The sequence below is a fragment of the Sphingobium cloacae genome, from assembly GCF_002355855.1.
GTDB classification, from domain to species: domain Bacteria; phylum Pseudomonadota; class Alphaproteobacteria; order Sphingomonadales; family Sphingomonadaceae; genus Sphingobium; species Sphingobium cloacae.
Window position 1 is genome coordinate 2,066,125 of record NZ_AP017655.1, and the last position, 20,173, is coordinate 2,086,297.

Genomic DNA, 20,173 nt, shown 5'->3' on the forward strand with positions numbered 1-20,173 from the left:
TGCGTTCCGGTCAGTGCGCCGCCGACGTGTCCACCTTTCCGGTGGGCTTGGGGGCCAGCCATACCATCGCGGCCGCCACGAACAGCAATATCATGCTGATGAAGAACACATAATCCATCGCGATGACCGTCGCTTCCCGATCGACGATGCTGGAGATGAACTGCCGGATCTGCTCTGCTGACATGCCGCTGGCGGAAAGCTGCGCCTGCGTGTCGCCGGCTTGAAGCACGGACGCCATCTCGTTGCGCGAGACCCGCTGCCCGTCGCCCCATGCCGTCAGCACGACGGACGTGGAGATGGCGATCGCCATGGTCCGCAGGAAATTCTGCATCCCTGCCGCGGACGCCGTTTCCGAAGGCCGCACCGCACTCAATGTCAGGGTCGTCAGCGGGATCATGAAGAAGGGCATGGCAAAGCCCTGGAATATCTGCGGATAGCACAGGGTCCAGAAATCCGCCCCGCTCGTCCAATGCGCGCGCCAGAAGGACATGATGCCCATCCACGCCACCGCGATGGACATCAGGATGCGCACGTCCACCCGCGCCATCCACCGCGCGGCGAAGGGTACGGCGAGCAACGCGGTCATCGCGGTAAAGGCCGTGACGAAGCCCGCCCATGTCGCAGTATAGCCCATGGAAAGCTGCAACCATTGCGGCACGATCACGATGCTGGCGAAATAGGCGCCGAAGCACAAAGCCAGGGTGAACACGCCCGACGAAAAGCCGACATGGCGGAACACCCGCAGGTCGACGATCGGATGCTCTTCCGTCAGTTCCCATATGATGAACACCAGGAAACCGATCCCCGCCAGGATCGCCAGAACGACAATCAGGGGATCGGCGAACCAGTCATGATCCCGGCCGATGTCCAGCATGATCTGAAGGCATCCGATCCAGAAGACCAGCAACGCCAGTCCCGCAAAGTCGATCGGCAGCTTTTTCGTTTCGGTTTCCACCGGCGTCATCAGCGCGGTGGCCGCCAGAATACAGACGAAAGCGATCGGCAGGTTGATGAAGAAAATCCAGTGCCAGCTCCAGTTGTCGCTGATATAACCCCCGATGATCGGTCCCATGGCCGGGCCGAGCAACGTGGTCATGGCCCATATCCCCATCATCTTGCCGCGCTGTTCGGGCGGGAATATGCGCATCAACAGCGTCTGCGACATCGGCATGATCGGGCCGCCGCATAGCCCTTGCCCGATGCGGCAGGCGACGATCATGCCCAGCGTCACCGACAGGCCGCACAGAAGCGAGAAAATGCCGAAACCGATCATCGCCGCAGTGAACACGCGCACCACGCCGAAACGCTGCGCCAGCCAGCCGGTCAACGGCACGCAAATCGCCTCCGCCACCGCATAGGATGTGATGATCCACGTCCCCTGGTCGGGCGTGATGCCAAGATTTCCCGCGATATGCGGCACCGACACATTGGCGATGGTGAGGTCGAGCACGACCATGAAGTTGCTCATCGCCAGCACCAGGCCGGCCAGCAGCCGCTGGCGGGGCGACAGAAGCGAGAATGTGTTTTCGGAGCCGCCCACCGGCTTTCTCCTCAGCGGCCCGAGACGTTGACGTCGACTTCCATCGACAGCCCCACGCGCAACGGATGCTCGGCCAGTTCCCTGGGGTCGAGCGCGATGCGGATCGGCACGCGCTGAACCACCTTGATCCAGTTGCCGGTCGCGTTCTGCGCGGGGATCAGCGACATGGACGATCCGGTGCCGCCCGCGAAGCCGATCACCCGGCCATGATAGACGACATCGCCGCCATACAGGTCCGACGTGACCTTGGCGGGCATGCCCACCTTCACGCGGCGCAACTGGCGTTCCTTGAAATTGGCGTCGACATAGACCTGCGAGATCGGAACGATGCTCATGATCGGGCTGCCCTGCGTCACGCGTTGGCCGATCTGAACCTGCCGCTTGCTGATAACGCCGTCGATGGGCGCGCGGATGACGGTCCGCTCCAGGTCCAGCTTCGCATTGTCGAGCTTGGCCTTGGCGGCGAGCACGGCGGGATCGGTATCCTCGGTCGATCCCTTCACCAGCGCGTCATTGGCGGCCAACTGCCCGGCGGCGGCCACGCGCGTCGCCTCCGCCTGCGCCACGCCCGCGCGGGCGAGGTCAAGCGCCGCCTTCGCCGCCGCATAGCCCTTGCGCGCGCTGGTCAGTTCGTCGCCCGACACCGCGCCGTCGGGGGCCAGCGCCTCGCGCCGTTGCAGGTCGATGCGCGCCTTCTCGAAATCCGCCTGCGCCGTGGCGAGCTGCGCCCGCGCCTGCGCGATGTCCGCCCCCCGCGCCGTCACCTGCGCGGACAGCGCGCCGCTGGTGGCCGTGGTCTGCCGGAAGCGGCGACGCGCTTCGGCCAGATCCGCTTCCGCCTGCTCCACGGCAATGCGGGCATTGGTGGGGTCGAGCTTGACCAGAATGTCGCCCTTCTTCACCGCCTGCGTGTCGGTGACGCTCACCTCCGTCACCTGCGCGGACAGCAGCGGCGTGACCTGCGCGATCTCCGCGTTCACATAGGCATTGTCCGTGCCGACATGATTGCGCCCGACCAGCACATACCAGATGCCATAGAGCGCCCCCAGCACCAGCACGACAATCAGCAGGCGAAGCAGCCATTTCCGGCGCGTCGCCATCCGCTCATCCTTGGCGGCGTCGGGCGCCTGCTCGGTATCGGCGGTGAATTCCTGCGCGGCGTCAGCCATTGGGTCGGTCCTTGGCGATCATGTCGCTGGCAGCAAAGCCGCCGCCCAGCGCACGGATGAGAGAGATGTCCAGCGAGAAGGCGCTCGCTTCCAGTTCCGCGACCGATTGGCGCGCGGAGAGCAGCTGGTCCTCGACGTTGAGCACGTCGAGATAGGTGGAAAGCCCGCCCTTGTAGCGTTTCCCGGCGATGGCATAGGCTTCCTCAGACGCCGCGAGCGCCGCCCGCGCATCGGTCAGCCGCTGATCCAGCGTCCGGCGGCCGGTCACGGCGTCGGCGACCTGCTGATAGGCGGTCAGGACCGTCTTGTCATAATTGGCAACCGCCTCGTCATACGCGCCGCGCGCGCCACGATACTGTCCCTGCAAGGCGCCGCCCCGGAAGATCGGCAGGCTGATCGCCGGACCGGCATTGCCGAACAGCGAATCCTTCTTGAACAGCGTGTCGGTGAAGGGCTTGGCCTTGCCCGCGTTCTCCCCGAACATCATGTCGTAACCCAGCGATTGCACGCCCACCAGCGCGGAGAGCCTGAGCGCCGGGAAGAAATCCGCCCGCGCCACCTTGATCCGCTTGGCGGCGGCCTCGGTGCGGGCCAGCGCGGCGGCGATGTCGGGACGGCGGGCCACCAGTTCGGTGGTCACATCGGCGGGCAGGCCGAGCGACGCCAGCACGCCCACCCGCGGACGGCCGATCTCCAGTCCGCGATCCGGCCCCGCGCCGATCAGCGCCGCGATCTGATGCTGGCGCAATTCGATCGCCATCTTCGCCGCGGCCAGTTGCGCCCGCGCCGACGATACGGTCGCATCCGCCTGCCGCGCGCTGCCCCGGGTTTCGAGGCCGTTGGTCATCCTGTCGGACACCAGCTTCTGGCTGGCGAGCCGGATGTCGAGCGCGCGCTGCTGGATATCCGCATAGTCATAGAGCCGGGCAAGGTCGGCATAGGCGTCCGCGATGCCCGTGGTCAGCATCAGCCGCGCCTGCCGCGCCTCGATCTCGGCCGCGCGCGATTCGGAGGTCGCGGCGGCCAGCGCCGCGCGGTTCCGTCCCCACAGGTCGAGGTCGAGCCCGACATTCAGCGCGACCTGCCCGGTACCCAGCCATCCCTTGGGCACGAATTCCTTGGGCATGCCCATATTGTAGCTTTGCTTGGTCGTGCCTGCCTTGGCATCCAGGTCGACCGATGGGAGCAGCGGCGCGCCCGCCTGCTGCGCCATGGCCTGCGCCTGACGGAAGCGCGCCGCCGCCGCCGCCATGTCCGGGGCGTTGCGCAGCCCTTCTTCGATCAACGCCGTCAGTTGCGGGTCGCCATAGGCGGTCCACCAGCCCTCGCCCGGCCACGCGCGCTCCTCCGCTGCAAGGCTGCGAGTCGCGGCCACGCTTTGCGGGGAACGGATTTCCGGCTTTTTGCCGAGATCGGGCACCGCCGCGCAAGCCGACAGCGCCATCATGAGGCCCGCCGCGACCGTGCCACGCACCGAAAAAGGACGACGACTCATGGGCATGCCCAACCGTACCGACTATTAAAAAAAAGCGCGTTTGCGCCTGACACCTCTGCTTGTCAATAAAATATCATACTATATAGTACGCTTTCGTGATGAGCCCTTCTTCCGTCCCTCCCCTCAGCCGCCGCGAAGCGCGCCGTCGTGATCGGCGGGAGGCCATATTATGCGTGGCGGCCCAGTCCTTCCTCGAAAACGGCTATGCCGGCACCACCATGTCGGGGATCGCCGCGACCCTGGGCGGATCGAAAGGCACATTATGGAATCATTTTCCATCCAAGGAGGAATTGTTCGAATCGGTCCTGGAGGAGAAGACGGCGGCCTATCGCGCCCATCTGTCCCAGATACTCGATCCCGATGGCGATCTGGTGACCACCCTTCACCACGTCTGCGTCAGTCTGCTGGAAAAGATCACCTCTGCCGAAGCGGTCGCGCTGAACCGGCTTGTCGTGTCCGAGGCGGGGCGCTTCACGGAAATGGGCAAGATTTTCTATCTGCGCGGCCCGCGCCGAACCCTCAGGATGCTCGCCGATTTCCTGTCGGGCGCAATGGGAAGAGGACAGTTGCGGAAAGGCGATCCGGAGGCCGCCGCGCGCGTGCTGACGGCGCTGGTGACGTCGGGGTGCCACCAGCAGCTCTTGGTCGGCCAGATCGGTTCCGCGACGCCGGAGATGATCCGGAACGACGCCGATTTTGCGGTGAGCATCTTCATGCGCGCCTATGCTCCGGAACAGCCCATGGCCGACTGAGGGCATCCGCATCCGTTAACCATTTCTTTGCGCTCGATTCCTATTCTTCGGGCAAAAGGTGGGACGATGCAGATTTTCAAGCGCGGCGAACGAAATCAGCCCAGCAGGGAGTCGATGAGGAGCGACAGGCGGCTGCGCGTCCTCGTCATCGATGAAAATTCCACGGCCCGCTCCGTCATTGCCCGCCGCCTGTCCCATCTGGGCTATGACGTGGCCCTGGCGGAAAACGGGTTCGCGGCGCTTGGCCTGCTCGTCACGCGGCCTTTCGACATCGTGCTGATCGACATGGGGGTGACCCTGCTGTCCGCCGTCGCGACCATGGATAAAATCCGGGAATCCGGCCTTTCTCCCCATGCCTGTTTCGTGACCATCGCAGGCCGCCTGGAACGCCCGCTTGCGGTCGAAGCGCTGGAGTCGGGCGCCGCCGACCATATCGCCAAGCCGCTGGACTTCGATCTGCTCGATGCGCGCCTGCGCCATCTGTGCGCCAAGGCCGAACGGATGGACGCGCTTTCCCGGCACAATGCGGAACTTGACGCCCGTATTGCCCGCCGTGCGGTGGAACTGGGTGAAACGCGCGAAGCCCTGCATGAATTGCAGGCCGACCGCGCCCGGCTCGTCTCATCGATCCAGGCCCTGAATGACGAGATCGCCCGGCTGAACGGTCGCGCCTAGCCTTCCATCTCCAGCCAGAGCGAGAGACCTTCCCCCGGCGAAACCGGCGGACCCTCCGCAACGATCCGCGCCGCGTCTGCCCGGGCGCGGTCCAATATCGCCGCCGGCACATCGGCCCGGTGATAGATGCGATCCGCCTGCCCCAGCCACCGCGCCGCGCGAAGCGTCAGATCGTCGGGTTCGCCGGAAAGCAGCCGGATCGTGAGCAGCCTGCCCTCCGTCCCGCCATCCTCCCGTTCCAGCCAGAGCGGCACCGCCCTGTCCGGCGCGTCTCCCAGCGGATCGATCGGGCCGCCCGCCGCCAGCCCCGCATCGATGGCCCGCCGCCGCGCGCCCGCATCGGGCCAGCGCATTCGCACCGCCTGACGCGCATCGCGCAGCGCCATCGCCAGGGCGCCCAGCCGCGCGGGCAGGAGCGCCTCGATCCGTTGGCGCAGCGCCTTGGCGAGGCCCGCCGACGCCCCGCCCGTCCCGATGGCGATCAGCACCGGATCGCGATCCACGATGGCGGGAAGGGTGAAATCGCACAGGTCCGGCTTGTCGGTCACATTCACCAGAACGCCCCGCGCCTTGAGCCGCGCCGCCACAAGGGCATCGCCATCGGCGACGATGGCGATGGCTGCGGCCCCATCCTCGCCCACGATCAGCGCGCCGGCGCGTTCCAGCAGGCGCCGCTTGGCGGCGGCCGCCTCGCCTTCCCCGGTCAGGATGACCGCCCGCCCGCGCAACCGCAGAAAGACGGGCAGACTGTGCATCAGTCCCGCACCCAGTCGGGGATGCTGTCCCCTTCGATCAGCGCCTCGATCGGCGGACGCGCGCGGACAACGGCCCATTTGCCACCCGACACCAGTACCTCGGGCGTCAGCGCACGGCTGTTATAGGTACTCGCCATGGTCGCGCCATAGGCGCCCGCCGTCATGAAGGCGACCAGATCGCCCGCCTCCACCACGTCCATGTCGCGATGCATGGCGAAGGTATCGCCCGTCTCGCACACCGGCCCCACCACATTGGCCGCACTCCGCTCGGCCGCGGGTTCCACGGCACGAATGTCATGCCAGGCATCATAGAGGCTGGGCCGAAGCAGATCGTTCATGGCGGCGTCGACGATCACGAAGGGCGCCTGCGCGCCCTGCTTCACCCGCACCACGCGGGACAGGAGCGCGCCCGCATTGCCGACGATCACGCGGCCCGGCTCGAACATCAGCCGGACATTCCAGCCCGCCGTCACCCGGGTCACCATCGCGCCATAATCGGCGGGGCTGGGCGGCAGGGGCTTGGACGGATCATAAGGCACGCCCAGGCCGCCGCCCAGATCGGCGGTACGGATGTCGTGCCCCGCTTCCCGCAATCTCCCGATCAGCGCGCCTACTTTCACGAAGGCCGCTTCCAGCGGTGCAAGGTCGGTCAACTGGCTGCCGATATGCACCGCCACGCCCTGCACGTCGAGGCCGGGAAGGTCGCGCGCCCCCGCATAGGATGCCAGCGCCCGGTCATAGGGGATGCCGAACTTGTTCTCCGACTTGCCGGTCGAAATCTTGGCATGGGTGCCCGCGTCCACATCGGGATTGACGCGGTAGGCGACCGGCGCGCGCTTGCCCATGGACAACGCGACCTCCGAAAGCATTTCCGCCTCCGGCTCGCTTTCGAGGTTGAACTGGAAGATTCCATGCTCCAGCGCCAGCCGCATTTCCTCCGCCGTCTTGCCGACGCCCGAAAAGACGATGCGATCCGCCGGGATTCCCGCCGCCACCGCGCGCAGCAATTCCCCGCCCGACACCACGTCCGCGCCCAGGCCCAGCTTCGCCAGCGTCGCCAGCACCGCCGCATTGGGATTGGCCTTCACCGCAAAGGCGACCAGCGGATCGTCGAGCTGGCCCAGCGCATCGCGGAACACGCCGACATGGCGCGTCAGCGTGGCGGTCGAATAGACATAGACCGGCGTGCCCACGGCCTGCGCGATCGCGGGCATCGGCACCTGCTCCACATGCATGACGCCGTCCACATAATCGAAATGGTCCAAGGGTTTGTCCTGTCGGCTCTTATTGGGGGTCACGTTCGGGCGGCAGGTCGAACTCGTCGTCGCCGCGCGATTTGGATTGGGTCAGCAACTCGACATTGCGTTCGGGCCGCGCCTGCGTGCCGGGCGTGGTCAGATCCTGCGCGGTGGGCGCCGTCGCGGCGCCGACCGGCACGGCGGGCAGTTTCTGCCCCTGGACCGGCTTGAGCGGCTGACGACCGCCACAGGAAGCCAGCGCCACGGCCAGCGCCGCCATCGCCAGCCCCTTCGTCCAACGCATCGTCATGCCTTCTGCTCCCGTTTCGTCCGCGCCTCGCCGATCCGCGCCCGCACCTGATCGGGGGCGGTGCCGCCATGGCTCTTGCGGCTGGCGACCGACGCGTCGACCGTCAGCACGGCATAGATGCGCTCGTCGATGCGCGAATCAATGGCCTTGAGCGTCCCGATGGGCAGGTCGGCGAGCGCCACGCCCGCCTCCTCCGCCGCCGCGACCGCGCGGCCGGTGATATGATGCGCCTCGCGGAAAGGCACGTCGCCTTCCCGCACCAGCCAGTCGGCAAGGTCGGTGGCAGTCGCGAAACCGCTCTCCGCCAGCGCCCGCATCCGGTCCGTGCGGAAAGCGACCGTCCCGATCATTCCCGTCATCGCCGCGATGGAAAGGCCCAGCAGGTCATGCGCCTCGAACACCGGCGGCTTGTCGTCCTGCATATCCTTCGAATAAGCGAGCGGCAGCCCCTTCATCGTGACGCACAGCGCGTTCATGCAGCCCATGATCCGTCCCGCATGGCCGCGCACCAGTTCGGCGGCGTCGGGATTGCGCTTCTGCGGCATGATCGAACTGCCCGTCGAATAGGCATCGGGCAGCTTCACGAAGCCGAAGGGCTGGCTCGCCCAGATGATGAACTCTTCGGCCAGCCGCGACAGATGCAGGCTGCACTGGGTCGCGGCCATCAGATAATCGAGCGCGAAGTCCCGGTCCGAAACGCTGTCCAGGCTGTTGTCGGTCGGCTTGGCGAAGCCCAGTGCCGCCGCCGTCGCATGTCGGTCGATGGGAAAGCCCGTCCCCGCCAGAGCCGCCGCGCCCAGCGGGCATTCGTTCATCCTGACCCGCGCATCGGCAAAGCGGCTGCGGTCGCGCCGGATCATCTCATGATAAGCCATCAGATGATGCCCCAGCGTCACCGGCTGCGCGGACTGGAGGTGGGTGAAACCCGGCATCACCGCGTCCGCATGTTCCTCCGCGCGCGCCAGCAGCGCGTCCTGCAACGCCGCCAGCCCCGCATCCACCTCGTCCATCGCGTCGCGCACCCACAGGCGGAAATCGGTCGCCACCTGATCGTTGCGCGAGCGCGCCGTGTGCAGCCGTCCCGCCGCCGGACCGATCAACTCGGCCAGCCGCGATTCCGTCACCATGTGGATGTCCTCAAGGTCCAGGTTCACCGGGACTCCATCCGCTTCATATTCCTGCGCGATCCGGCTCAGCCCCTCGGTGATCGCCTGCGCGTCCTCGCCATCGACGATGCCCTGTTTCGCCAGCATCGCGACATGCGCCTTGGAGCCGGCAATGTCCTGTTTCCACAATCGCTTGTCGAAAGGGATGGAGGCATTTATCTCCCGCATGATCGAAGCCGGACCCGCCGCGAAGCGTCCGCCCCACATGCTGTTGGAGCCTTCTCCCGTGCGAACTTCCTTGCCCTGCGTAATGACACTGCTCCTGCTGGCTGGCCTTGCCGCGTGCGATAGGCAATCGCCGCCTCCGGAGCAAGCGGCTGCGAACGCCGGAGCGCCCGCGCCCGTCACCAGCGGCGAAGCGACCGCCCCCGCCGCGAGCGGCAAGGGCGACTTCAGCTATACACTGGATCGGTCCAAGGCCGGAACCCCCGCCCCCGACATCCGCTTCCGCAATCCCGATGGCGGGGACGCGACGCTCCGGGATTTCGCGGGCAAGCCGATGCTGGTCAATCTCTGGGCGACATGGTGCGCGCCTTGCGTGGCGGAGATGCCGACGCTGGATGCCGTGGCGGCTTCCCATGGGCCAAAGGGCCTTGGCGTCCTCACCATCTCGCAGGACACGCAGGGCGAGAAGGCGATCGCCTCCTTCTTCGAGAAGCACGACCTGCCGCACCTCAAGGGCTGGGTGGACCCGGAAAATGGTCTGGGCTTCCATTATGCGACCGGGATGCTGCCGACGACGGTCCTTTACGACGCGCAAGGCAAGGAAGTCGTCCGGGTCATCGGCGCGATGGACTGGAACGGAGAGGAAGCCCGCAAGCTGCTCGAGGAGGCGATGGCGTCCTGAACGCGGCACGGAAGCACCGGCTATAAGGGTCGCGCTTCCCGCGCCACCAGCACAGGCACCCCGTCTCGTACCGGATAAGCCAGCCCCGCCGCATCCGACACCAGCTCGCTCCGCTCCGCGTCCCATCGCAACGGGCCGCGCGTCGCCGGACATACCAGCTTGGCGAGCAGCCATGGATCGACCGGCACCGCGGTCATCGCCCCGCACCCCTCATTGCATTGTCGCGCCGCCGTCGCGTTCGGCGCGGCCCACGATCTGCATCAATTGGATGATGAGGTCCGCCCGCTCGTTCAGCGTATCGGCCTCCAGCAAGGTCTGCTTCGCGGCGGGGTCGAAGGGGGCGATCTGCGCGATGCCGTTCACCAGCGACTGGTCGTCCAGCCGCGCCACCGCCGTCCAGTCGACGACATAACCCAGCATCTTCGCGAAGCGCTGCGATTCCTGCTCCAGCGCCGCGCGCTCCACGGCGGAAAGCACCTCGTCCGGATCGGGCGCCTGCTCCACGTCCGCCTCGATCTGGCGGAAGGCGGTGGAGACCTCCAGTTCCCGCATCACGCGAAAACGCGCGAGCCCTTTGAGGACGATATTGAACCGCCCGTCGTCCAGCGCCTCGATATGGGAAATATGGCCCAGGCACCCCATGTCGAACAAAGCGGGCCTCAAACCGTCCCCGCGCGGCTGGATCATGCCGATGCGCCGGTCCCGCGCCATGGCGTCGTGGATCAGCGCCCGATAGCGCGGCTCGAAAATGTGCAGCGGCAAGTCCATCCCCGGCAGCAGCAAGGCCCCGGACAGCGGAAAGATCGAGACGCGCGCGGTCGGCACCGGCCGCGCCGTCAGGAAAAGAGGATCTGCGACAGTCGCCGCCGCTGCGCCGCGACCCACGGGTCCTCCAGCCCGACCGCGCCGAACAGCGTCAGCAACTGCGTGCGCGCCGCGCCTTCATTCCAGTCCCGGTCGCGCCGCACGATCTCCAGCAAGGCATCGGCCGCGCCGTCCCTGTCGCCATTGCCCATCAGGCCCGTGGCCAGTTCGAAGCGGGCTTCATGATCGTCGGGATCGGCGGCGACCCGCGCCTGCACGGCGGAAAGATCGGCCACCGGACGGGCATTGCGGGCGAGCGCGATGGCGGCCCGCGCCTGCTCGACATGGCTGTCCTTCGCGGCTTCGGACGGCAGGGCGTCCAATGCCGCCTCCGCCTCGTCCACCCGCTCCAGCGCCACGAGGGCACGGGCGCGGCCCGACGCCACCTCGGCATTGTCCGGCGCCATCTGCGCGATCTGCTCGAACACCGACAGGGCGCGTTCATGCTCGCCGTCCGCCAGCATTTCCTCGCCCATGGCGATCAGGGGAGCGATCTCCTGGGCCTGCGCCTTTTCCTCCGATTCGATCGGAAGCTGGCTCAGAAGCTGGTCGAGATATTGCTTGAACTGTCCCTCGGTCCGCGCCTGGCTCAGGTCCGCGACGGGCTGGCCCTGGAACACGGCATAGACGGTGGGGATCGATTGCACGCGGAACTGGGCGGCGATGAACTTGTCCTCATCGACATTGATCTTGACCAGCTTCACGCCCTTGGACGCATAATCGGCGCAGACCTTCTCCATGACGGGGGCGAGCTGCTTGCACGGCCCGCACCATTCCGCCCAGAAATCCACGATCACCAATTGGGTATGCGACGGCTCCACCACGTCCCGGCGAAACGCCTCTACCGACGCCTTGTCGCCGTCGCTCAATCCCAGGGTTGCCACGCTGTCGTCTCCTGCCTCATGCGGTGAATTCCGCTTCCATATAGCGGAATATGGGGAGCGTCACCCTCCCCTCACAAGGGCACGGCGGCATGGCTGCTCAGAAAGTATAACCCACGCCCAGCGCGCCGATCCACTGGTTCTTCGATCCGGCGACGGACACGACCGGCGAATCGCCGTAACGGCCCAGCATCCGCGAATATCCGCCCAGCACGAAGACGGCCCATCCCTTGCGGATGTCGCCGGACAGGGACTTGCCCGCCGTCAGGTTGACGCCGACCTTCTTGAAACCCGCCTTGTCGCCTGCCCTGTCGTAGAGAGGCAGTCCCGACGCCGTGGCGTCCGCCCCGTCCACGTCATAATAATAGCGGCCATATTTCTTGCTCACATATTCCGCCGAGACGGACATGCCGACAAAGGTCGTGATCGAAAGCGGCGTCACATATTCGATGGCGGGGGTGATGACATAGCCCTTGTGCGCGCCCGCCACGTCCTTGGCGATCGCCACGCGCGCGGAGAGATTGTCATAGGCGCTGGTGATGACGCCGGTCTTGCCGATGCCGACGAAGCCGCCCACTTCCACCGCCATGTCCCGCTTGCCCAGCGCGCGGACGGCATCGTCCTTCATGCCCTTGCGGCTCGTGCGGTCGAACCGCAAATTGACCAGCGGCCCCAGTTCGAAATCCACGCCGTCGCTGTCGCGATTGGGGATGGCGTCGACATAGAGGGCCGGGCCGCGCGTCCAGAAGGCGAAGTCATGCACCTTGCCCCGTGCCTGGGCGATGGGGATGGCGCGATAATCGTCCGACCCTTCATAGCTGGGGATATAGGCCCCGCCGATGCCGATGGTCAGGCTGCTGTGATCTTCTTCCTGGGCGGAAGCCGACGGCGCAAGCGCCAGAGCCGCGGCCATGGGCCCGGCGGACAAAATGAAGCGGCGAATCATGAACCTGGATTTCCTTCCCTTGAACCACGGCTGGAATGCTTCGAATGCCCGCAATGTTCCAGAGGCGCGCGCAACGCGGCGGCAACAGAAGGGATGGAACGCCTTCCGTCCCGCATATCCGGCCCTCGATCGTTTGCCGCCCTTTGGGAGGCATGGGACAATCGGCACCCGGCAAACCCTTCAGGTCCGCGGCCGCGCCTGCCGGTAGCTGCCCAGCATCCGCACCCATTTGGTGTGGAACTCCAGTTCCGCCAGCGCCCGGTCGATCGCGGGATCACCCGGCATCCCTTCGATGTCGCAGAAAAATTCCGTCGCCGCGAAGCTTGCGCCGCGCTGATAGCTTTCCAGCTTCGTCATATTGACGCCATTGGTCGCAAAGCCGCCCATCGCCTTGTAAAGCGCGGCCGGAACATTCTTCACCTCGAACAGGAATGTCGTCATCACCGGCCCGACGCCGGGCTCGGGCATGTTCGCTTCGCGCGCCAGCACCAGGAAGCGCGTCATATTGTCGTCGCTATCCTCGATATTCTCCGCCACCAGCCGCAGGCCGTAAAGCTCCGCCGCCAGATAGGGCGCGATGGCGCCTTCCCCCGGCGTGCGCGTTTCCGCGACCAGCGCCGCCGCGCCCGCCGTATCGGCATAGGCGACCGGCTGGATACCCCGTTCCCGCAGATAATGGCGGCACTGGCCCAGCGCTTGCGGATGGCTGATCGCGCTTTTGACCGGCGTCGTGTCCGGCGCCATCAGGCAATGGCGGATGCGCAGGAAATATTCGTCGACGATGTGCAGCCCCGATTCGGGCAGCAGGAAATGCATGTCGGCGACGCGGCCATGCAGGCTGTTTTCGATCGGGATGATCGCCCGCGCGGCCTGCCCGTTGCGCACCGCATCGATCGCATCCTCGAACGCGAAGCAGGGAAGCGGCACGCAGCCGGGCGCATAGCCCAGCGCGGCCAGATGCGAATTGGCGCCCGGCGCGCCCTGATAGGCGACCGCCTTCGCCGGGTCGGCGGCGGCCTTCTCGCTAAGCTGGGCGACGAGCGCGCGGGCGGGGGCGGGATAATTTTCCATCGGTGGCTGCGCGCTTAAGCTCTCCCCTCCACGCGCGCAAGCATCCGGCGGCCATTTTCCGCGAAGGGGGAAAGGGGCGCTTTTGCCCTCAACCATGCTTGCACGTTCGCGATTGCGACATTATGGCAGCGCGCAGAGGGGGCGCGGGTAGCCGCCAGAACAGAAATTCAAGGGATAGCGAGCGAATGGGCGATCGTTTCAACACCATTGCAGGCTGGGCGTTGTTTGCAGGGATCATCGCGCTGGGCGGCGCCATCGTCAGCTCCCAATATTTCCATAGCGAACGCCCCGAAAAGATGGGCTATGCGATCGAGGGCGTCGAAGCGGAAGGCGAAGGCGGCGGCGACAGCGGCCCCGGCCTCAACACCTTGCTGGCGCAGGCCGACGTCGCGGCCGGTGAGAAGGTCTTCGCCAAGTGCGCGGCCTGCCACACGGTAAATCAGGGCGGCGCCAACGGCATCGGTCCCAATCTCTACGCGACGGTGGGCGATGAAATCGGTCACGGCAAGGCAGGCTTCGCCTTCTCCGACGCGCTCAAGAGCAAGGGTGGCACCTGGACCTTCGAAGCCATGGATCACTGGCTGAAGAGCCCGCGCGAATTCGCGCCGGGCACCAAGATGACCTTCGCGGGCCTGGGCAATCCGGTCGACCGCGCCAACCTGATCGCCTGGCTGAACACCCAGGGTTCGAACCTGCCTCTCCCGGCGGCTGACGCGGCTCCCGCGGCGGAAGGCGACAATGCCGCCGCTCCCGCCGGGGGCGCGAACGCCGCCAATTCAGCGGAAGCGCCTGCCGCAAACGCCGCCGAATAAACAGAGGCCGCATGAATCATGAGGAGCGTGGCCATGGCCGCGCTCCTTTTGTTTTAGGCTGGAAACGTCAGCATCCCCCATGGGCATGACGGCTTGCGGCCGGACGGAGCGTCCATGCCCGCTTCAGGCAGCATAACGCCAAGGAGCCCGTATCGGACGGAGGAACGAGGTTCCCACCTTCGCAACAGCACCGCTGGGTCTTGAACCCCGCCCGCAAACGCCATCGCGCTCATCCTGCACCCCACGATCGATGCCAGGCCGCCCCGCGACCAGCCTCACCGTTCCGCGATGAGCAGCTTGTCGATCTTGCGTCCATCCATGTCGACCACCTCGAAACGCCATCCCTGATCGTCGACATAATCGCCCACTTCCGGCAGGCGCTTGAGCAGCCACAAGGCGTGGCCCGCGACCGTCGCATAATCGCGGTCTTCCGGCAGGGCGATGCCGATCCGCTCGGCAAGCTGGTCGACCGGCATCTGCCCGGACACCAGCAGGCTGCCGTCCTCGCGCTCGACCAGATCGGGCTCCTCGTCCCTGTCCCGGTCCGAAGCGAAATGCCCGGCAATGGCCGACAGCAGGTCGGCAGGCGTCACGATCCCTTCGAAATGCCCATATTCGTCATGCACCATCACCATCGGCACGTCGGACCGGCGCAGCACCTCCAGCGCGTCCATCGCATCGACCTGATCGGGCACCACCTCCGCCTTGCGGATCAGCGCTTCCAGATCCAGCATTTCTCCCCGGAACAGCGCCGCCATGATGTCGCGCGCCTGGACGACGCCGACCAGATCCTCCACCGATCCGCGTCCTACCGGCAGACGGGTATGCGGCGTTTCCAACAGACGGGCGCGAATCGTCGCTTCGTCCGCGCCGATGTCGATCCAGTCCACATCCATGCGTTGCGTCATCACCTCGCGCACCGGCCGGTCGGCCAGCCGCACCACGCCGGAAATGATCGCCCGCTCGCTTTCCTCGATCACGCCCGACCGGCTGGCTTCCGCCACGATCAGGTGCAATTCCTCCGCCGTCACATGATCCTCCGACTCGCGGGTCATGCCCAGCAGGCGGAAGATCAGCGCGCTCGACCCGTCCAACACCCACACCAGCGGCGCGGTCAGCTTCGCCAGCCATTGCATCGGCTTGGCGACCAGCACGGCGATGGCTTCAGGCCGGCGCAGCGCGAACTGCTTGGGGACCAGCTCGCCGATGATGAGCGAGGCATAGGTCGTCGCGCCGATCACCAGCGCGAAGCCCAGATTTTGCGCCAGACTGGGCGACAGGCCCAGCAGCCCCAGCCGCTCGCCCACCGGCCCGCCAAGGCTCGCGCCCGAATAGGCGCCCGCGATGATGCCGATCAGCGTGATGCCGATCTGCACGGTGGAAAGGAACTTGCCCGGATCGGACGCCAGCGCCAGCGCCGACCGCGCGCCGCGCCGCCCCGCCTTCTCCATCGCTTGCAGGCGCGGCTTGCGCGCGGACACGATGGCCAGCTCCGACATGGCGAACACGCCGTTCAGCGCCACCAGCGCGAGGATGATGAAGAGATCGACCCAGGGAAAGGGCGACAGCGAATGAGGGGGGATCGTGGCCATGGCGGTCAATATTCCCCCTATAACGCCTATTCTTTCAATTTCACAACAGTCCCCTCATGGTGCATTCAGTTCGCTAGTGGAACAAAATGCGCCACTCGACATTTGAACGTCATCGTCCCCCGAGGGACGCATAAGACAAGGGATCAGGACCGATGAAGACTTCCTACGCTATCATGAGCGCCATGGGCCTTGCCGCGATGTTGGCGACCACCGCCTGCACCACCGATCCCGAGACCGGGAATCGCCAGGTTTCGAAGGCAGCAATCGGCGGCATCGGCGGTGCGCTGGGCGGCTATCTGCTGGGCGATCTGGTCGGCGGGCGGCATGACCGCACCGAAAAGATACTGGGCGCGGGCATCGGCGCCATCGCGGGCGCGGGCATCGGCAGCTATATGGACGCGCAGGAACGCAAGCTGCGCGAGCAGACCGCGGGGACAGGCGTCGACGTGATTCGCGACGGCGACAATCTGCTGCTCCGCATGCCCTCGGGCATTACCTTCGGCTTCGACAGCGCCACGGTGCAGCCGCAGTTCCAGCCGACGCTGAACGATGTGGCGTCGGTTCTGGCGCAATATCCCAAAACCTATATCGACATATATGGCCATACCGACAGCGACGGCAGCGACGCCTATAATCAGAGCCTGTCCGAACGGCGCGCCCAGTCGGTCGCCAATTACCTGACCAGCCACGGCGTCCAGTCCGCCCGCATCGCGACGCGCGGCTTCGGCGAGACGCAGCCCATCGCCTCCAATACGACGGAAGAAGGCAAGGCCGCCAATCGCCGCGTCGAAATCAAGGTCGCGCCCGTCACCGAAGCCGACGTGCGCTCCTGATCCCCTCGATGGCCCCTCCCAGGCGTGGAGGGGTCATCCGCCGGCTGCGAAATGGGATCAAAACCTCTGGACCGCGATCAAATCGCCCGCGACTTCGCCGCAGCCGTCAACATGGGCGTCGAAGAACTGGCAGAATGGCTCGATACGCCTGAGAGCAAGGCCGTCGGCTGGAAGGGCGCCGACGGGAAGGCGCGGGAAAGCGTCGGCCACGCCAGCGGCCGGCGGATTGTCGGGATTCTGGGCATGGCGCGCAACGAACTGAGCGCCGACGACTATGCGCATATGCGCAAGGTGGTGAGCTATATAAGGCGTCACACGGCGCAACAGCCCGCCAATATCGTTACGTCCCGCTGGCGTTATTCACTGAAAAACTGGGGGCACGATCCCCTGAAGGCCCTCTGATCGGCCTCAGAAACTCGATTTCAGCCCGTCGATCACGAACTGCGCCGCCAGCGCGGCCAGCAGCACGCCCAGCAGGCGGGTGATGACCGCTTCGATCTTCTGCCCCAGCAGCGCCATGATCGGCCCCGCCGCCAGCAGCGACCCCAGCATCAGCGCCAGAGTCAGCCCGACCGCGCCCAGCACCACCAACCGTTCCGTCAGGCCGTCGGCGCGTGACATCATCAGCATGACGGTCGCGATGGAGCCCGGCCCCGCGATCATCGGCATCGCCATGGGAAAGACGGAGACATCCTCCACCTCCGGCGTGTCGGCGATCTTCTGCGCGCGGTTCTCGCGCCGTTCGGTCCGCTTTTCGAACACCATGTCCATGGCGATCATGAACAGCATGATCCCGCCCGCGATCCGGAAGCTGTCCAGTTCGATGCCCAGGATATGGAGCAACTGCTTGCCCCACAGCGCGAAGACGAACAGGATCGCCGTTGCGATCACGACAGCCCGGATCGCCATGCTGCGCCGCTGCGCCACACTCGCGCCGGTGGTGAGGCTCGCATAGATCGGCGCGCAGCCCGGCGGGTCGATCACCACGAACAGGGTGACGAAGGCCGAGAGGAAAAGCTCGCTCATGATCCGGGCGCTCCCACCCTGTCGTCGATCACCGTCTCATAGTCCGTGCCGTTCCACATCCGCACGGTGACATGGCGGCTGCCGTCCGTCGCGACATCGGCGGACCAGAGCAGGCTTTCATCCACGGGCGGCGGCATGGCGCCCTTGGTCCGCGCCCCGGCCGCAGGCGGCGGATTAAGGGGAGCGGCTCCCTGCCCCTCGCCGGGCGCGCGCCGCTTGCAGGTCGCGACCTTGCCGCTCAGATATTCGGGCGCTTCCCGTGGACTGGCGAGGGCATCGCCATGATCCATGATCCACTTCCATGCGCCCTTCTTGTCGCGCCGCCAGATGGTCGTGAAATAGCCGACCGATCCGTCCGGGCGCTTCCAATTGCCGGTACTGGCCGCCAGATTGCCGCCGCAGGACACATAGACGATGGCGGGCGACCACTGCACCGAAGCGGGCGGATCGGCCTGTTTCCTGAGCCAGTCCCTCGCCAGCACCCGCTGCGGCACGAACATCACCGCATCTTCCGCCGCGGTTTCGCGAAAGGCTGTCCACTGCCCTTTCGTCTGCGCCAGCCGGTTGAACGCCATTTCCGCCGCGATCACGGAACTGGGATCGGGCTGGAACCGCATCGGCGGCCGCGCGCCGATCAGGGCGAACGCCCCGGCCAGCAGGAGCGCGGCGCGTGCCTTCACAGCCCCTCCGGCCCGGGCAGCCCCGCCCGCGCATGGGCCGCGACCAGCGTGTTGCGCAGCAGCACCGCGATCGTCATCGGCCCGACGCCGCCCGGCACCGGCGTGATGGCGCGGACATGGGCCAGCGCCTCGGCGGTGGCGACATCGCCCACGATCCGGGCCTTGCCGTCCTCGGTATCGACGACGCGGTTGATGCCGACGTCGATCACGGTCGCGCCGGGCTTGATCCATTCGCCCTTCACCATCTCGGCGCGGCCCACCGCCGCCACCACGATGTCGGCGCGATGCACCACGCTGGCGATGTCGCGGGTGCGGCTGTGCGCGAGGGTGACGGTGCAATTTTCCGCCAGCAGCAGTTGCGCCATAGGCTTGCCCACGATGTTGGAGCGGCCCACGACCACCGCCTCCAGACCGCTCAAATCGCCCAGTTCGTCCTTCAGCAGCATGATACAGCCCAGCGGCGTGCAGGGCACCAGCGCTTCCTGCCCCGTCGCCAGCCGCCCGGCATTGACGACATGGAAGCCGTCCACATCCTTGTCCGGGCTGACCGCCGCGATCACCGAAGCCTCGTCGATATGCCCCGGCAGCGGCAACTGGCAGAGGATGCCGTCGATCCGCTCGTCCGCGTTCAGTTCCTCGATCAGGTCGAGCAGTTCATCCTCGCCGATGGTCGCGGGCAGCTTGAATTCGAAGCTTTCCATGCCCGCCTCGACCGTCATCCTGCCCTTGTTGCGGACATAGACGGAACTGGCCGGGTCTTCCCCCACCAGCACGACCGCCAGCCCCGGCTTGCGCCCGGCCTGCGCCGCGAAGGCCGCCACGCCCTCGGCCACCTGCGCCCGCAGGCCCGCGGCGAACGCCTTGCCGTCGATGATCTTGCCGATGGTCATGCCTGTCCCTGTTCCTCGATCGCGGCGCCAAGCCGCTGGAGGGCGTCCGCCGCGCCGCCGCCCTTCATCCGCAAACGCTTTAGCCGGTTGGTGTCACCCGATTCCAGCAAAATCGCGCTTTTGGGCCAAGCCAGCCGCCTGGCCAGCAAAGCGATCAACGCCGCATTGGCCTTGCCCTTTTCCGCCACGGCCCGGACGCGGGCGCTGAGCCAGGGCGCGCCCTTCTCATCCGTCCAGACGCCGCCCACTTCCTCCCGCGCCGCGCCGGGCGTCAGCCGGACGCGCAGCAGCAGGTCGTCGCCATCGCGGCTCCAGACCGTCACACCAGCCCGAACAGGGGCGGCAATATCGCCTGCCGGATGATGAGGATCGCCAGCAGCACCACCATCGGCGACAGGTCCAGCGCGCCCAGATCCGGCATCACCTTGCGGATCGGATTATAGATGGGTGCGGTGATCCGGTCGAGCGTGACCATGATGGTGCGCACCACGTCGCTATAGGTGTTGATGACGTTGAAGGCGATCAGCCAGCTCATGATGGCCTGGATGATGATGATCCACCACAACACGTCGAGCAGGATGACGATGATCTGATAGAGCGCGTAGGCCATGAAGTCTCCGATATGCTGGAC

Annotated in this window: 24 protein-coding genes; 6 read left to right on the forward strand and 18 right to left on the reverse strand. The window is 66.3% G+C overall.

The features are described 5' to 3' along the window. Positions 1-10 precede the first annotated feature (10 nt). Genes SCLO_RS10280 through SCLO_RS10290 form a run of 3 tightly spaced genes read right to left on the reverse strand, consistent with a single transcriptional unit; the run spans position 11 to position 4,210 of the window. Complete coding sequence (locus tag SCLO_RS10280; protein ID WP_066517271.1) at positions 11-1,540, reverse strand: DHA2 family efflux MFS transporter permease subunit; 1,530 nt, start codon at positions 1,538-1,540, stop codon at positions 11-13. Between the two features lie 11 nt (positions 1,541-1,551). Next, on the reverse strand, positions 1,552-2,709 hold the full coding sequence (locus SCLO_RS10285) for an EmrA/EmrK family multidrug efflux transporter periplasmic adaptor subunit (protein WP_066517273.1): 1,158 nt from the start codon (positions 2,707-2,709) through the stop codon (positions 1,552-1,554). After that, positions 2,702-4,210 carry an efflux transporter outer membrane subunit gene (locus SCLO_RS10290; protein ID WP_066517392.1) on the reverse strand — a complete coding sequence of 503 codons (1,509 nt, stop codon included), beginning with the start codon at positions 4,208-4,210 and terminating at the stop codon, positions 2,702-2,704. Before SCLO_RS10290 ends, SCLO_RS10285 begins: the two co-directional genes overlap by 8 nt. A 92-nt stretch (positions 4,211-4,302) precedes the next feature. Between SCLO_RS10290 and SCLO_RS10295 the strand changes: the two genes are divergently transcribed. Together SCLO_RS10295 and SCLO_RS10300 are read left to right on the forward strand one after the other, a co-directional pair. Further along, positions 4,303-4,956, forward strand: coding sequence for a TetR/AcrR family transcriptional regulator (locus SCLO_RS10295; protein ID WP_066517274.1), 654 nt, complete (start codon positions 4,303-4,305; stop codon positions 4,954-4,956). A 66-nt stretch (positions 4,957-5,022) separates the two neighbouring features. Further along, positions 5,023-5,631 (forward strand): response regulator, encoded by a 609-nt coding sequence (locus SCLO_RS10300; protein ID WP_066517278.1) that lies wholly within the window; start codon positions 5,023-5,025, stop codon positions 5,629-5,631. Here SCLO_RS10300 and SCLO_RS10305 read toward each other — a convergent pair. The 4 genes from SCLO_RS10305 to argH are packed head-to-tail and all read right to left on the reverse strand — an operon-like array spanning position 5,628 to position 9,307. Further along, the gene (locus SCLO_RS10305; RefSeq protein ID WP_066517280.1) at positions 5,628-6,386 is read right to left on the reverse strand and encodes a precorrin-2 dehydrogenase/sirohydrochlorin ferrochelatase family protein; all 759 of its coding nucleotides are present in this window, start codon (positions 6,384-6,386) and stop codon (positions 5,628-5,630) included. The genes SCLO_RS10300 and SCLO_RS10305 overlap by 4 nt on opposite strands. Next, on the reverse strand, positions 6,386-7,651 hold the full coding sequence (gene lysA, locus SCLO_RS10310) for a diaminopimelate decarboxylase (RefSeq protein ID WP_066517282.1): 1,266 nt from the start codon (positions 7,649-7,651) through the stop codon (positions 6,386-6,388). The genes SCLO_RS10305 and lysA overlap by 1 nt, the downstream gene beginning before the upstream one ends. A gap of 19 nt (positions 7,652-7,670) precedes the next feature. Next, positions 7,671-7,934: a hypothetical protein gene (locus SCLO_RS10315; RefSeq protein WP_066517285.1), complete on the reverse strand. Its 264-nt coding sequence runs from the start codon at positions 7,932-7,934 to the stop codon at positions 7,671-7,673. Then, positions 7,931-9,307 (reverse strand): argininosuccinate lyase, encoded by a 1,377-nt coding sequence (gene argH, locus SCLO_RS10320; protein ID WP_066517294.1) that lies wholly within the window; start codon positions 9,305-9,307, stop codon positions 7,931-7,933. The genes SCLO_RS10315 and argH overlap by 4 nt, the downstream gene beginning before the upstream one ends. Positions 9,308-9,350: 43 nt before the next feature. Between argH and SCLO_RS10325 the strand changes: the two genes are divergently transcribed. Then, positions 9,351-9,947: a TlpA family protein disulfide reductase gene (locus SCLO_RS10325; RefSeq protein ID WP_066517296.1), complete on the forward strand. Its 597-nt coding sequence runs from the start codon at positions 9,351-9,353 to the stop codon at positions 9,945-9,947. A 20-nt stretch (positions 9,948-9,967) separates the two neighbouring features. Here the strand turns inward: SCLO_RS10325 and SCLO_RS10330 are convergent, their stop codons facing one another. The 5 genes from SCLO_RS10330 to SCLO_RS10355 all read right to left on the reverse strand — a co-directional run bounded on the left by SCLO_RS10330 (position 9,968) and on the right by SCLO_RS10355 (position 13,709). Further along, entirely contained in the window at positions 9,968-10,144 is a 177-nt protein-coding gene (locus SCLO_RS10330; protein WP_083949080.1) for a Trm112 family protein, read from the reverse strand. Between the two features lie 13 nt (positions 10,145-10,157). Then, on the reverse strand, positions 10,158-10,772 hold the full coding sequence (locus SCLO_RS10335) for an LON peptidase substrate-binding domain-containing protein (protein WP_083949082.1): 615 nt from the start codon (positions 10,770-10,772) through the stop codon (positions 10,158-10,160). Between the two features lie 11 nt (positions 10,773-10,783). Further along, positions 10,784-11,695, reverse strand: coding sequence for a tetratricopeptide repeat protein (locus SCLO_RS10340; RefSeq protein ID WP_066517299.1), 912 nt, complete (start codon positions 11,693-11,695; stop codon positions 10,784-10,786). A gap of 97 nt (positions 11,696-11,792) precedes the next feature. After that, positions 11,793-12,638, reverse strand: a complete 846-nt coding sequence (locus SCLO_RS10345; RefSeq protein ID WP_066517301.1) for a MipA/OmpV family protein — start codon at positions 12,636-12,638, stop codon at positions 11,793-11,795. 180 nt (positions 12,639-12,818) lie between these two features. After that, a complete protein-coding gene (locus SCLO_RS10355) occupies positions 12,819-13,709 on the reverse strand; it encodes a prephenate dehydratase (protein ID WP_066517308.1) in 891 nt (296 codons plus the stop codon). Positions 13,710-13,894: 185 nt separating this feature from the next. Here SCLO_RS10355 and SCLO_RS10360 point away from each other — a divergent pair, with 185 nt between their 5' ends. Next, on the forward strand, positions 13,895-14,521 hold the full coding sequence (locus SCLO_RS10360) for a c-type cytochrome (protein ID WP_066517310.1): 627 nt from the start codon (positions 13,895-13,897) through the stop codon (positions 14,519-14,521). Positions 14,522-14,796: 275 nt separating this feature from the next. Here the strand turns inward: SCLO_RS10360 and SCLO_RS10365 are convergent, their stop codons facing one another. Beyond that, positions 14,797-16,113, reverse strand: a complete 1,317-nt coding sequence (locus tag SCLO_RS10365) for a hemolysin family protein (protein ID WP_066517313.1) — start codon at positions 16,111-16,113, stop codon at positions 14,797-14,799. Positions 16,114-16,265: 152 nt separating this feature from the next. Between SCLO_RS10365 and SCLO_RS10370 the strand changes: the two genes are divergently transcribed. Both SCLO_RS10370 and SCLO_RS10375 read left to right on the forward strand, forming a co-directional pair. Then, positions 16,266-16,946 (forward strand): OmpA family protein, encoded by a 681-nt coding sequence (locus SCLO_RS10370; RefSeq protein WP_066517317.1) that lies wholly within the window; start codon positions 16,266-16,268, stop codon positions 16,944-16,946. 111 nt (positions 16,947-17,057) lie between these two features. Next, a complete protein-coding gene (locus SCLO_RS10375; RefSeq protein ID WP_231923215.1) occupies positions 17,058-17,348 on the forward strand; it encodes a DUF3140 domain-containing protein in 291 nt (96 codons plus the stop codon). Between the two features lie 6 nt (positions 17,349-17,354). On the opposite strand, the gene SCLO_RS10380 is transcribed toward SCLO_RS10375, so the two are convergent. Genes SCLO_RS10380 through SCLO_RS10400 form a run of 5 tightly spaced genes read right to left on the reverse strand, consistent with a single transcriptional unit; the run spans position 17,355 to position 20,152 of the window. Further along, positions 17,355-17,972: a MarC family protein gene (locus tag SCLO_RS10380; protein WP_066517323.1), complete on the reverse strand. Its 618-nt coding sequence runs from the start codon at positions 17,970-17,972 to the stop codon at positions 17,355-17,357. Next, complete coding sequence (locus SCLO_RS10385; RefSeq protein WP_066517325.1) at positions 17,969-18,652, reverse strand: YybH family protein; 684 nt, start codon at positions 18,650-18,652, stop codon at positions 17,969-17,971. Before SCLO_RS10385 ends, SCLO_RS10380 begins: the two co-directional genes overlap by 4 nt. Further along, complete coding sequence (gene folD, locus SCLO_RS10390; RefSeq protein WP_066517335.1) at positions 18,649-19,542, reverse strand: bifunctional methylenetetrahydrofolate dehydrogenase/methenyltetrahydrofolate cyclohydrolase FolD; 894 nt, start codon at positions 19,540-19,542, stop codon at positions 18,649-18,651. The genes SCLO_RS10385 and folD overlap by 4 nt, the downstream gene beginning before the upstream one ends. Next, complete coding sequence (locus SCLO_RS10395) at positions 19,539-19,865, reverse strand: DUF167 family protein (RefSeq protein ID WP_066517336.1); 327 nt, start codon at positions 19,863-19,865, stop codon at positions 19,539-19,541. The genes folD and SCLO_RS10395 overlap by 4 nt, the downstream gene beginning before the upstream one ends. After that, on the reverse strand, positions 19,862-20,152 hold the full coding sequence (locus SCLO_RS10400; protein ID WP_066517338.1) for a YggT family protein: 291 nt from the start codon (positions 20,150-20,152) through the stop codon (positions 19,862-19,864). Before SCLO_RS10400 ends, SCLO_RS10395 begins: the two co-directional genes overlap by 4 nt. Between the last annotated feature and the right edge of the window lie 21 nt (positions 20,153-20,173).

Bases quoted from the DNA above. Each gene is read 5' to 3' on its own strand.
- SCLO_RS10285 (WP_066517273.1), bottom strand. From the start codon at position 2,709: ATGGCTGACGCCGCGCAGGAATTCACCGCCGATACCGAGCAGGCGCCC.
- SCLO_RS10290 (WP_066517392.1), bottom strand. From the start codon at position 4,210: ATGCCCATGAGTCGTCGTCCTTTTTCGGTGCGTGGCACGGTCGCGGCG.
- SCLO_RS10295 (WP_066517274.1), top strand. From the start codon at position 4,303: ATGAGCCCTTCTTCCGTCCCTCCCCTCAGCCGCCGCGAAGCGCGCCGT.
- SCLO_RS10300 (WP_066517278.1), top strand. From the start codon at position 5,023: ATGCAGATTTTCAAGCGCGGCGAACGAAATCAGCCCAGCAGGGAGTCG.
- SCLO_RS10305 (WP_066517280.1), bottom strand. From the start codon at position 6,386: ATGCACAGTCTGCCCGTCTTTCTGCGGTTGCGCGGGCGGGCGGTCATC.
- SCLO_RS10315 (WP_066517285.1), bottom strand. From the start codon at position 7,934: ATGACGATGCGTTGGACGAAGGGGCTGGCGATGGCGGCGCTGGCCGTG.
- argH (WP_066517294.1), bottom strand. From the start codon at position 9,307: ATGTGGGGCGGACGCTTCGCGGCGGGTCCGGCTTCGATCATGCGGGAG.
- SCLO_RS10325 (WP_066517296.1), top strand. From the start codon at position 9,351: ATGACACTGCTCCTGCTGGCTGGCCTTGCCGCGTGCGATAGGCAATCG.
- SCLO_RS10330 (WP_083949080.1), bottom strand. From the start codon at position 10,144: ATGACCGCGGTGCCGGTCGATCCATGGCTGCTCGCCAAGCTGGTATGT.
- SCLO_RS10345 (WP_066517301.1), bottom strand. From the start codon at position 12,638: ATGATTCGCCGCTTCATTTTGTCCGCCGGGCCCATGGCCGCGGCTCTG.
- SCLO_RS10355 (WP_066517308.1), bottom strand. From the start codon at position 13,709: ATGGAAAATTATCCCGCCCCCGCCCGCGCGCTCGTCGCCCAGCTTAGC.
- SCLO_RS10360 (WP_066517310.1), top strand. From the start codon at position 13,895: ATGGGCGATCGTTTCAACACCATTGCAGGCTGGGCGTTGTTTGCAGGG.
- SCLO_RS10365 (WP_066517313.1), bottom strand. From the start codon at position 16,113: ATGGCCACGATCCCCCCTCATTCGCTGTCGCCCTTTCCCTGGGTCGAT.
- SCLO_RS10370 (WP_066517317.1), top strand. From the start codon at position 16,266: ATGAAGACTTCCTACGCTATCATGAGCGCCATGGGCCTTGCCGCGATG.
- SCLO_RS10375 (WP_231923215.1), top strand. From the start codon at position 17,058: ATGGGCGTCGAAGAACTGGCAGAATGGCTCGATACGCCTGAGAGCAAG.
- SCLO_RS10380 (WP_066517323.1), bottom strand. From the start codon at position 17,972: ATGAGCGAGCTTTTCCTCTCGGCCTTCGTCACCCTGTTCGTGGTGATC.
- folD (WP_066517335.1), bottom strand. From the start codon at position 19,542: ATGACCATCGGCAAGATCATCGACGGCAAGGCGTTCGCCGCGGGCCTG.
- SCLO_RS10400 (WP_066517338.1), bottom strand. From the start codon at position 20,152: ATGGCCTACGCGCTCTATCAGATCATCGTCATCCTGCTCGACGTGTTG.